Source organism: Acinetobacter sp. 778_lipA (genome assembly GCF_058242985.1).
Map to the genome: position 1 here is coordinate 4,351,283 of NZ_JBZAYT010000001.1, position 12,004 is coordinate 4,363,286.

General features: G+C 37.2%; 9 protein-coding genes. All 9 read right to left on the reverse strand.

Annotated features, from left to right (window positions below):
* Positions 1-8 precede the first annotated feature (8 nt).
* The 9 genes from tssM to AC4CUY_RS20665 all read right to left on the reverse strand — a co-directional run bounded on the left by tssM (position 9) and on the right by AC4CUY_RS20665 (position 11,865).
* Complete coding sequence (gene tssM / locus AC4CUY_RS20625) at positions 9-3,914, reverse strand: type VI secretion system membrane subunit TssM (protein WP_490774627.1); 3,906 nt, start codon at positions 3,912-3,914, stop codon at positions 9-11.
* 34 nt (positions 3,915-3,948) lie between these two features.
* On the reverse strand, positions 3,949-5,337 hold the full coding sequence (locus AC4CUY_RS20630) for a hypothetical protein (RefSeq protein ID WP_490774628.1): 1,389 nt from the start codon (positions 5,335-5,337) through the stop codon (positions 3,949-3,951).
* The gene (gene tssG, locus AC4CUY_RS20635) at positions 5,338-6,330 is read right to left on the reverse strand and encodes a type VI secretion system baseplate subunit TssG (RefSeq protein WP_336953848.1); all 993 of its coding nucleotides are present in this window, start codon (positions 6,328-6,330) and stop codon (positions 5,338-5,340) included.
* The gene (gene tssF, locus AC4CUY_RS20640; protein WP_419328485.1) at positions 6,294-8,102 is read right to left on the reverse strand and encodes a type VI secretion system baseplate subunit TssF; all 1,809 of its coding nucleotides are present in this window, start codon (positions 8,100-8,102) and stop codon (positions 6,294-6,296) included. The genes tssG and tssF overlap by 37 nt, the downstream gene beginning before the upstream one ends.
* A gap of 17 nt (positions 8,103-8,119) precedes the next feature.
* Positions 8,120-8,593: a type VI secretion system baseplate subunit TssE gene (tssE, locus tag AC4CUY_RS20645; RefSeq protein WP_034617192.1), complete on the reverse strand. Its 474-nt coding sequence runs from the start codon at positions 8,591-8,593 to the stop codon at positions 8,120-8,122.
* A 63-nt stretch (positions 8,594-8,656) separates the two neighbouring features.
* Positions 8,657-9,160 carry an Hcp family type VI secretion system effector gene (locus tag AC4CUY_RS20650; protein ID WP_004723558.1) on the reverse strand — a complete coding sequence of 168 codons (504 nt, stop codon included), beginning with the start codon at positions 9,158-9,160 and terminating at the stop codon, positions 8,657-8,659.
* A 47-nt stretch (positions 9,161-9,207) separates the two neighbouring features.
* Positions 9,208-10,689 carry a type VI secretion system contractile sheath large subunit gene (gene tssC / locus AC4CUY_RS20655; protein ID WP_336953850.1) on the reverse strand — a complete coding sequence of 494 codons (1,482 nt, stop codon included), beginning with the start codon at positions 10,687-10,689 and terminating at the stop codon, positions 9,208-9,210.
* On the reverse strand, positions 10,682-11,191 hold the full coding sequence (gene tssB, locus AC4CUY_RS20660; RefSeq protein ID WP_004723560.1) for a type VI secretion system contractile sheath small subunit: 510 nt from the start codon (positions 11,189-11,191) through the stop codon (positions 10,682-10,684). Before tssB ends, tssC begins: the two co-directional genes overlap by 8 nt.
* Positions 11,192-11,220: 29 nt before the next feature.
* Entirely contained in the window at positions 11,221-11,865 is a 645-nt protein-coding gene (locus AC4CUY_RS20665) for a hypothetical protein (RefSeq protein ID WP_336953851.1), read from the reverse strand.
* Between the last annotated feature and the right edge of the window lie 139 nt (positions 11,866-12,004).

Sequence of the window (12,004 nt, forward strand, 5' to 3'; positions counted from 1 at the left end):
TCCTTGAATCATTGAGCCACTCCTTTTCCAGCAGCATTTGCCGCATTGCCAGCAGGTGCTACAGTTGAGCTTGCTGGTGCGGTTGTCTGAGGCTTAGGTGCAGCTGCTACCGGTGCAGTCGCACCGCCAAATGGTGAAGCCGCTGGTGAGTTTGCACTTACGGTAACAGGCGCTGCCTGTGCTGCAACAACCAATGGTGCTTTAGGACTTGTGACTCGATCAACCAGTTTTAATCCAACATAGCCACGATTAGAACCAATTGGATTTGAAGCATTACCACTAATTAAACGGAATTGAAGTTTCACAAACAAATCACTGTTTTGTTTGCTTGCCCATGTCATTTCAAAGCTTCCATTCAATGACTTACGTTGTGCACTATCGATTAATTTATTGATTCCGTATTCACCCGGCTCATCAAATATAGTATGGGTTTGTCCATCTAAATCGATTGCCGTGATCCGTGCTCCTGGTATTGCACCAGGATTTGGCCACATGAAGTTGACCCATTGTTGGATGCCATTTTCATAAACCAAACGCTGTCCATCAATATCAATGGTATAGGACAATAATTTATTGTTAGGGATCGGATAGAATTGGAAGTTTGACTGATTGGTTGCAACCGGCGCACCCCCTGCTGCTCCAGCAGATGTACCATTAATTGGCGTAGTATATTGCTCAAAATTCATAACGAATTCAGGATTCAAGCCAATCCCCATGTTTTTCCATGTCTTCGATGACAATGTATAACCACGACGAATAACAAATGGATCAAGAGTTTCTTTTACAAATTTAGCAATGCTACCGTTATCACCAAAAATTTGACTAATTTCACTACTGGTCGCTTGAATCGTTCCAGATGAGTTAAATGGCACTTTTTGTGAAAGTGTTTGGCTAAACGGTTGGAAAGCTTGCAAGGTCCAGAGTTTATTTATTTCATCCTGTGCTGGAGTCAACAAACTATCAAAAGATTGGGTTAACGGGCTCACCAACAATTTCTGAACCATTTGCTGATCCAACTCACCTAAACCTACCGTCAATTTTTCATCAACAACTTTTTGAGTGGTGTTGAAAACTGAAGTTTGATCATTAATAGTAAGTTTTGCTAGGGCCAAAGCATTTGGACCAAAGTCACCTGCACTACGTAGATCATTCAATTTACTTCTGACTTGTGCCATATTCTGTAAATAATCATCTAGCAGTGATTTGTTCTGTAAATCATCACGTTTACGAACCAATTGGTAGAATACTTGGAATTGTTGAGAAATCTGCCCTTGTGCTTGATTCGATGCACGTTGGATATCATCCGTTTTACCTTGTCCTAAAACTTTACGCTTAAACCAAGCAACAAATCCGGTTTGTGGCGCAGCAAGTTCAGCTTGAACAATTGGATTATCCCAACTGGTTTCTTTTGCAACACGGTCAATATAGGTACGGATTGGAGAGTTTTGTGGTTCACCCAATACATCCATGACCTTAGCTTGTTGAACAAAATCAGGCCCTTTCGCATAGTGAGTGGCATTAATAAACTTTTTCCATTCAGCAATATATTCTTGTTTATACAACTGGGTTAACTGTTTACGAATTTGGTCAGGGCTACCACTAAAAGTTAAATCGTCTGACTGGGTACTATTCAACACCCAATCTTTGGTATCCGTGGGTTTATTCGCAGCTTCTTCAATGGCTTTATCGACATATTCATCCCATGCTTTTTGGGTAAATATACCAGGCAATGCATAACCACCCAGCATGACATTCCGATTGGTTTCACCGACAATTTGGGCCACGGTCACAGCTGGGAATCGAACCGCCGCGCGCATTTTAATTTCATTATAAACGCGATCACGGGCAGGCATCCCTCGTACAACAGAAAGCAATACTTGACGAGTTTGATCTACCAACTGCGCATCAGACTCTAACACTGGAAACTTTTTATCATTGGCTAAGGTCATTGAATAGCTCAATATTTTTTCAGCTTTTTGAATCATTTCTCCACGTGGCATTTGCCCACGATTGGTATCTAGCCATGAACGCCAGAAGCGAGTGACTTGGTCACTTAAATGACTCGCATCCATATATTGTGGATTGCTCATCATCAAATAGGCTTTTAACGCATTGTAAGCATCTTGCGGATTGGTATCAGAAGGTTCTGATGCAATTTGTGTCGAAGACGCTTGCTTAATTTCAACATTGACATGATTTTGTTTAAGCGTCTGCTCATTGCCTTTTACACGTTGTAGATATTGCGCAATGTTTTGCTGACTTGGTGCTAAAACAATCTGTTTCACACCTTTTAAATATTCAGCTTTTAATTTTTCTTTTAAGTCATTGCCTTGATATAAACCAAATGAAAATTTCAATGGACGATGCTGATCAAAATCATCCAATTGCTCTAAGCGTTGTTGCAAAATCAGTAAAGCATCGATTTGGGTTGAAAGCTCTTGACCTGAAGTTTGCTCCATTTGCACAACTTTATTTAAATCGGCCTGAACATCTGCAATCAATTGTTGATTATTACGATAAGACCATACCCATAAACCCAAAATAATGGAAACACCTAATAATGATGCAATAAACGCCAAATAACGTTTACGTTTTGTGGTCGGGTTAATATGTTGTTTAACTAGGTTTTTATCTTTGAGAATGACTTCTGAGAATAGCCCTTTTAAGAAATAGCCATGATTCTGAGAAATTGAATTTTGTGGAATACCATGTTCACTATTGGGGATTTTAGTCAGCTGAAAATCATCAACTATCTGTTCCGTCATCGGACTTTCTATCACGCCTTCTTGTAAAGCACTCGTAAAGTAAAAGCCACGGAAGACTGGTTTAAACTGATACGGATTTTCTTCAAATAAAGTACCAATAAACGTTTTTAATACAGGTTTTAAAGTCTTAAATTCAAGTGGGAAAGTCATCACACTTGGCGAAATATTTTGCGCATGACGGCGACTTAAATGGGTGGTACTGACCCCTTTTAGTCCATCATATAAAATATTGTAGTGCTTCTCGAAATGTTCCACAGCATTCTGTGATGATTCAGAGTCATAAGGTAAGGTTGCGCCCCAAACTTGATCAAACTCAGCAGATTCATAACATTCAAAAAATTCAGTGAATCCTGCAATCAAATCCATTTTAGAAAAGACCAAATAAACAGGTGCAAAAATTTCTAAACGTTCAGTTAAGTCTTGAATACGCGCTCTTAAACTTTTCGCTAATTTGATCGATTTCTCAGGGCTTTGACTAACCAACTCAGCCACACTAACAATCACAATTAAGCCATTGATCGGCGCTTTAGAGCGGTTCTTTTTCAGAATATTTAAAAAGCCTAACCATTCTGAATGGTCTTCTGAATACACAGAGTATCGACCAGCTGTATCCAACAATACCCCTTCTGTTGAGAAAAACCAATCGCAGTTTCGGGTACCACTGAGTCCTGAAGACACCACTTTTTGATGGGTCTCTTCAAAGGGAAATTTTAATCCAGAATGGTAAATTGCCGAGCTTTTTCCCGCAGCAGGGTTACCAATCACCATATACCAAGGCAACTCATAGAGTGCTGCGTTACCACTTTTATCACCCAATTTAGACTTACGAATCAATTGGATCGAATCTTTCATCTGCTGATTGATCAGATTTAATTCTTCTTTATCTTTTTGTTTTCCATATTCAGCAGTGGTGTCTTGTTGAATCGCTTCAGCCAATGCTTCACCTTGTTCTGCATGTTTACGACGCTGGATCAACCAGTAGATGCCGTAAATCACCAACCCAAGAATGTAAGCTGCAACCATCATAAAGAAGTACTGACGCGGTACTACACTATATGAAGAAACGATCGCAACCAGAATCGAAAGCGCAATCACCAGTTTCGGATTTGTGATGTACTGCCATGCATAGCTTAAAATTGTTTGTATCATTTTCTCTATTTCTTTCTAAATTTATCTGTAAGTTCTATGCAAACTCAGTCCCAACAATCACTTGGGTTTGCTGATGTTCAGCACTATAAACATAACCGTACAACTCATCTTTAAAGTGCAAACTCAACATAAAACCAAAAACTTTGGCTAAGGGTTGGGTATGGCCTAGGCTATTTTTACTGTAAAGATAATGATGCGCTTCAATAGCTGTTTCGGCAAAGTTTTGTTCAAGTTTCTTTAACAGCTTGATCTCTGCTGGGTCGTCTAAGACCAAGACAAAGGGCTGTTCTTGATCAAACTGTTCTGCTTGGTCTAAATTCAACTCTTTTAATGTTTTAGATGCCTGATCAGAATTTAAAGCAATTCGAATATACTTTATTGCTTGTAAATTTTGCAATTCGACCTGGGTATTTGTCATACAACAAGTACTGATATACTCAGATGGAATATATTTTTCAGTCATCCACGTCCGATCATCTATGGTTTCTTGATCAATTTCTGAATCTACTGCAATAAACAGTGATACCTCAGAATCCAAAAGTTGGGTTCTTTTTAGCAACTTAATCCAGTCTTTATACGCAGTTGTTTCACCCCAATAATGATATTCAGTGCCAAATTGCTGATCGAGAATGCCCAGTTCAGTAAGATAATGGTGAACCAATTCTGAAGCTGAACTTTCATCCCAGCTATGGAATAAATTTTCTGGCAAAATAATGTGAATATTCAAATAATTAAGTCGAGGTACTGCTTCTGCGACCTGTTGTTCAATCGGCTCATCTTCATCGTCATGATGAGGGTCAATCCAAGCAGGATGCATACGATATTCATGTGCAAGTTTGGCATCATAAAAGAGTGCGGAGTTTTTTAGGTGCTCTGCAATTTGATATAAAGTTTCAATATTCTGTTCTAATTGCTGCTGAATTAATGCACTTATACGCTTTTGACGACTAGAAAGACTAGATGCCTCATCCTCTAACGGTTCTTCAATATCTTGAACACGGAATGAAAGAATCGGTAAACCATAACCATTGACCAATTGCGAATCAAGTTCAGGACTTGCCACATCTTGAAGCTGATCAAGCTGTGCTTCATTTTCGCCTAAGGCACTTAAGCTTGTGGCTGAATAAACTTTCAAGTCTACCCATTCAATTTTTTCTTCAACTTTAGCTTCAGTGATTTGTTGTTCTGAACGTTGCTCTGCCTCAATTCTTTGTTGTTCTTTCTTCTCTTGGTGGCTTTGATAAATCTTTTTGATCAACATTGGGCTCAGGATTAACAAAGTAATCGCAGCTGGAATCACGCCAAAGAAAATCAGAAAATCTTGCCCATTTGGGTCATATTTAATATCACGCCAATAAAATACCACGATTACCGAAACTAGTAATATGGTACTGATTAAAGTTCCTAAAATTATTTTGATCACTTATGACACTCCAATCAGTGCATAACACGTTTCATCATTGTCACTTTGAGTTTTTGGCATCACAAAAGCACCTTGTGCCAAACCAATTTGTGTTGTTGAACTTAGTTGTAAAGGCTGGACTTCCTCTTTTGCCAAGACTAAACGTAAATCGACAAATAAGGTTGGACTACACCAACTTTGCAGAATTTTTTTTAACTTCTTACTTAATTTTTTCTTGGGTAAAAATTCTAAATACTGTGCATGGCTCAACGGTCCAATTTGAATCTCGATTTTTCCATCTATTTGTCGAATCGTCTCTCCACAGAATGTATTTACACCTAACAAGAAAGGTCGGTCCCCTCCCAAAGTAGTTTTCTGCTCATTCCCGAGTTTAAACTTTTCAGTAATATATTCTTTGACTTCAACTTGTTGATTGAATACACAGGTCAACATTGTCTTTAATGCATGAGCTGTATTATTTTGACCCTGCATAAGCCCAGAAAACTCAGCAAAATAGTCATCTAGATCACTCTGTTGATGTTGTGTCCTAATATAACCATTTAAAGCATGCAAGATTTCTAAGTAATTATTTTCTTTTTCAACTTCATAACGTACAGGCAAGTTATAACTTAAACTTGCTTCAACAAATTGAGCCGTAAGCTTATGATTAAATAAACCTAGAAACTTTTGAACTTCAACACGCTGTTTACGCGGTGTTTGTTTCACTTTATTAGTATAGGTATACGGCATTGCACCTTGCATACCGGTTAAACCGACAATCAAATTTGTAAGATGAATTTTTTCGTCTTGTTGTTCGAGTAATTCAATTTCATGTTTTGGAAAGTTCAAGTTTAATGAACTTTCAAAAAGAAAATCGTCAGACCAATTCTTTAAAAAAGCGGTATTGGGCGCATGTCTAAATAATCGTGTGGTTTGTATAAATTCAAAAGCTGTAGGGGTTTTAAAAAGCTCATCAATTACAGAAGCTTCTTGCCACCAACGTTCTGTACGCATTGGTATAACTCCTGTTTTGTATTTAAATCTCGAACAAAAACGTCAACAAAGCTGTTCATCTGTACTTTTAAGTTAAAAATATGACTGATCAATTCGCTGAAAATATATAAGCTATGCCCTCTAAAGACTTGGACATCGACATCCATTAAAACCTTAACCCCGCGTACAAACATTGGAAAGGGTTTGGCTTCAACGAGTTTATTGGTGATTTCAAATTCAATTTTTTTAATTGCATCAATAATTAAATGATTTTCTTTAGATTTAGGTAAGTTATAAAGCTCTAGCAATTCTTTAATATGACTTACAGCATCACCTTTCATTAAGGCTAAAGTATTTAATGAAAGGTGCGAAATAATACGCCATTGTTCATTCTTATTTTTTTCAAATTGGAAGGGTGCTGTAGGTCTCTTTAACACCAATGCACGACGAGCAACGGTACTGTCATTCAAGTTCAAGACGTTGTTTGACTGACCCAAAGCTTCGTGCGGTAATTCACGATTGGAACATAACAACTTACAACTAACAAAATCAGACTTAATACTGTGTGGTTCTAATTGTTTAGAAATAATCGAATAGCCCGTTTCTACATATTGATTTTGTAAAACCGTTGGATTTAACGCATAAAAAAACTGAATATCGTCACCATGATAATGACTCATCGCAAAGAAAGGTAGAATTGGGTAAACCACTTGATCTTGATTACTTTTTTCACGGATTAAATTCATTTCAACGATTGAATACACTTGATAGAATTCAGGATGATGTGCATCTGTCATTAAAGGATATTCTAAGTTTTTATGATTGATTTTTTGTGGCTCAGCTTGTTTCTCAAATAAATTGACGACAGGGCTGGTAAATAACTTAAAATTTGCCACATTCAATTCTGAATAGTTGCGAATGATGGCTTGATCATTTAAATTCAGTTTTAAATGGATTTGAACTTCAAAACTCAAATTTTCTTCTTTTAATAATTTTAAAAAATCTAAATTCAAATTTAAATAACTAAACTTTTCAGGAAAACAGAAATATTCGATTAATAATCGATAAGCATGATGTGTATGTTGATCAACGGGCAATAAACTTTCATTTTCATCAAAACCCATCACTTCAAACGGATTTTTTATCGGCACAACCTTGTTATTGATGCGAAGACTAAAACTGGTTTCTTTATGGAAAATATGATCTAAAACTTGCAAAGGAAAGTTTGAAATGGCATCCAGATAAATGGGCAGCTTTTCATTTTTTAACCAATTTTTAGCAGGGTTTAATAATTCAAATTTTAAATTTAATGTCGCATTTTGGTTTAAATGAATATGTGCACTGGGATTGGTTTGAAAACTCAGACTTTCCAGTTGAATAGGCAATAATTTAACTTCAGCACTGGTATTAAACTCACATTGGACACCTTTGAAACTTCTTGACTTTAAAGTGGTTCCTTTGGGAATAATGTGAACATCCGTCAATTGTTTTTGCTTATTTAAGTCTTCAAAACTCACCACAGAACACGCTGGAAAATGACGTAAATATTGAGGAAACATTACCTCAAATAAAGAACGGGTAAAGATGTCGTAACTATCAGCTAACTTTTTATCGATACGTGCAGCAATTAAAGAAAATGCCTGTATAAGGCGTTCAATATGAGGATCATCAATTTGTTCTTGATTTAAAGATAATCGTTGTGCAATTTTCGGGTATTTATCTGCAAAAGCACGAGACTGCTGTCCAAATTCTTGTAATTGCTTTTCATAATACGGTAAAAGTTCTTCTATCACGACATACCTACTTTATTTTAAGATCTGGCAGAAATCACATATTGCTGTGTTGTTGGCTTAAGTAAGGCATCAAAAATTACAGGTTCATAAAGTGGGTGAATATTTAAATAAGCTTGAATGCTTAAACATAACGAACCAACATTTTGGTCATCTAACTGCATTTCTACTTTAATTTGTTTTAAGCGTGGCTCATGAGCAGCAATCGACTGTTCTATAGATTGACAGATAGTATCCCGATCAGTTGGATTTGCGGTTGAAAGTCCAACAAAATCAATAATACCAAACTGTATGATAGACTTTTTGACTAAAGGGAAATCATCGATTTCCAAATCCAGTTTGGCAATTCGTGTATTTAATAAGTCTTCTAAATCATGGGCAACAGACTCTCTTAACTCATGAATAGAAAGCCCTTTTATATAATCATCTTCAACAATTAAACGATCAAATAGTGTAGATCGAAATCCATAGGGGTAAAGTTGATCTAAATTCATAATGTATATTCTAATAATATGAAACAGATAGGGACCCAAGTCCCTATCTGTTTCAACAAACAATTAAGCAGCGTAAGATGCAGTATTGTTAGAAAGAGACCATTTCTTAGTAACGGCACCTTTAGCAGAACCGTTAATATCTTGTTGATTATAAGTCCACTCAACCGCAGCATATTTTAGACCAAATGCTTCAGTTGGAACACCTTCTTCATTTACGGTAGGCGTTACACTTGAAACAAGTACATGCTTAAGTTTGATTTGAAGGTACTTAATACGTTTGTCACCATTTGCGCGGTAGAAGTCAATTTGAACTTCATCAAATGTATAACCCGCAGAACATGCTTCCCAAAGTTTTGGACTAGTTGCATCCAAATCTTTAACAAAAAGCATATCTGAGTGTTCTACACGTTCAGCAGTATGACCACCAACGCTTGAAGAAGTCGCAGATTTTGGCTGACGAATATTATGAGACCAAGAATTAACTTCTAGCCAATTTTTGTGCTCAGAATCACGTGACTCGCCATCAACTTTGTACTTACCTTGAAATTGAACGTATATATCTTTCATTGGATTTACCCTTATTTTTTAAAGTTATTATTTAGCCACGCTCTATTTTAATTCGAGGACTGAGGTAACTCAGTGACAAGTCGCAAAGAAACCGACAACTCATCTAGCTGGAAATGCGGTCTTAAGAAGACCACAGACTTGTAGTGCCCTGGCTCTGCAGGATTCTCTACAACTTTTACAGAAGCTTCACGCAATGGATACTGCGCTTTTGCTTCTTGTGAAGCACCATCATCAAGCAATACATATTGTGATAGCCATTCATTTAAAAATGCTTCTACATTACCTGCTGAAGCAAAGCTTCCGACTTTATCTCGCATCATTGCTTTTAAGTAATGTGCAATTCGAGAAACAGCCATGATGTATTGGATCTGGCTAGATAAGGACGAATTCGCATTTGCTGTATCACTGTCATACTTCTTCGGTTTTTGCGTAGACTGCGCACCAAAAAATGCTGCGTAATCTGTATTTTTACAATGAACTAATGGAATAAAACCTAAGTCACTCAGCTCTTTCTCACGACGGTCAGTGATCGCAATTTCTGTTGGACACTTAAATACAACTTCACCGTCATTGGTTTTAAAAGTATGTACTGGTAAGCCTTCGACCATACCACCACCTTCAACACCGCGAATCGCAGCACACCAACCATGGAGATCAAATGCATTGGTCAAACGGGTACCAAACGCATAAGCTGCATTCATCCACAAATATTCATCATGGTTTTGCCCTGAAACTTCTTCTACAAAGTTAAAGCCTTCAGTCGCCCAACCTTCTTTTGGATCATAAGGCAAACGGCCTAAAACGCGTGGCATTGTCAACGCAACATAACGAGCGTCATCACTTTCACGGAAAGAACGCCACTGTACATATTCTGCTGTTTCAAATACTTTTGAAACATCACGTGGACGATCAATATCAGTAAATGATTCAAGACCTAACATATTGCTGCTTGCTGCCGAAATAAACGGAGCATGTGCTGCTGCTGCAACATGTGAAATCTGTTCTAACAGATACATATCTGAAGGTGTGCGGTCAAACTCAAAATCACCGATCAATGTCGCATAAGGTGCACCACCGAATGATCCATATTCTTCTTCATAAACTTTTTTAAACAAGGTGCTTTGATCGAAATCTGTTGCACCTTGAAAATCTTTGACCAATTCTTTTTTCGTTGTATTTAACATACGAATTTTGATCAATGGATTTGATGGGGACTCTTGACAGAAGTAATACAAACCACGCCAAGTTGATTCAATTTTTTGAAACTGCTCATTGTGCATGATTTTACTGAGCTGTTTTGAAATCAACGCATCTATTTCAGCAATACGTTTATCAATCGACAAAGACATATTTTCTGAAACAGTGATTGTTCCTGCCATTACTTCTTTGGCCAACTCACCAATCAAGCTTTTAGCACGGTCATGCTCTTCGTCATTGCGTGCAATTCGGCTGCGTTCCACGATAGAATCAAGTAAACTTACTTCTTCTACGGCTGCATCTTGCGCAGTATTGGTTTGTAAATTACTCATTTTCAGGACCCGCCTCAGCACTTAATTTACGAATCTGATCAGTATTTTGTAAGACTTCATCCAGTAAATCTTCCAAACGCTCACTATTTGAAATTTTGTTTCTCAAATCTGTTAAACGTTCACGAGCTTCAACTAATTTTCTCAATGGCTCTACTTGTTGTACTACTTGTTCTGGTCTGAAATCTTCCATCGATTTAAAAGTTAAATCGACTGACATACGCCCACCCTCTTCAGTTAACGTATTTTCAACTTGATATGCAGCTCGTGGAGACAATGATTCCATCACTTCATCAATGTTTTCTAAGTCGACATTGATAAATTTTTTATCTTTTAATTTGGTTTTTTCTAACTCAGAAGCAGCTGAAAAGTCACCTAAAACACCCACAACAAACGGTAGTTCTTTAATTTCTTTACCATCACCGACTTCAACATCATAAGTCAGTTGAACACGTGGTGGTCGGATTCGCTGTAATTTCTTCTGTACACTTTCACGTTTTGACATTTTTGTTATCCATTAATTTGGGCAATAAATTATGTTGGGAAATTCGGTCTTGGTGCTGATGACGTAGACTTCGGTTTCGCTGGCGTCGCAGTAGGCTTTGTAGCTGGTTTTGTAGCAGGCGTTGAGCGTGTTGGTGTAGTACGACTCTTCTGAGGGCGACTTACCTTCTGAGGACGAGCACGCTCTACAACTGGAGCACTTTCCTGATTTTTTTCAACCAAAACTGCTGCTGGCATTGCTTGTCTAACTGCGTCAGTAAAACTTTTTGCAACAGGATAGGTTTTATCCTCAGTCAAATATCTCATTTCACGTGTACGCATTTTATTCAATGCGTCAGAAGCTAAGCCAATTCCTGCAAGGAATTTGACATCCGTTAACTCATTGCTTTGTATATTTTGCGCTTCTAAATAATTAACAATTTGGATGGCTTTATCATTTTTCCCAATTTGCTGAAACTTTTCTGCTGCCGAGACCAACAGTTTGTTTTTATTGTCTTTATTTTTCTTATCACACAATTGTGAATAGACCGCCAACAACTCAGGATTAGTTTCTCCCTCAACCATTGGGTAATCTTTTATACAGGATCTTTTTAGTTTGATTTCATCATCTGCGTAGACAAATGTAGTCGCCAATGATGTGCCAAGAACTAAAATATATGGAATAAAATTCTTCAAAATCCAACCTCAATATTTACTTGATTCAGTTATTCAATAAATTTACTTTTGATGTTTTATAAATATGTATAATTAAGCAATTTCGTTAAAGACTTAAAAATAAGACTAAAAAAACGTGCTCTCGTCAAGTTAAATTTCG

Coding starts and splice junctions, on each gene's coding strand:
- tssM (WP_490774627.1), bottom strand. CDS start 3,914: ATGATACAAACAATTTTAAGCTATGCATGGCAGTACATCACAAATCCG.
- tssG (WP_336953848.1), bottom strand. CDS start 6,330: ATGCGTACAGAACGTTGGTGGCAAGAAGCTTCTGTAATTGATGAGCTT.
- tssE (WP_034617192.1), bottom strand. CDS start 8,593: ATGAATTTAGATCAACTTTACCCCTATGGATTTCGATCTACACTATTT.
- AC4CUY_RS20650 (WP_004723558.1), bottom strand. CDS start 9,160: ATGAAAGATATATACGTTCAATTTCAAGGTAAGTACAAAGTTGATGGC.
- tssC (WP_336953850.1), bottom strand. CDS start 10,689: ATGAGTAATTTACAAACCAATACTGCGCAAGATGCAGCCGTAGAAGAA.
- tssB (WP_004723560.1), bottom strand. CDS start 11,191: ATGTCAAAACGTGAAAGTGTACAGAAGAAATTACAGCGAATCCGACCA.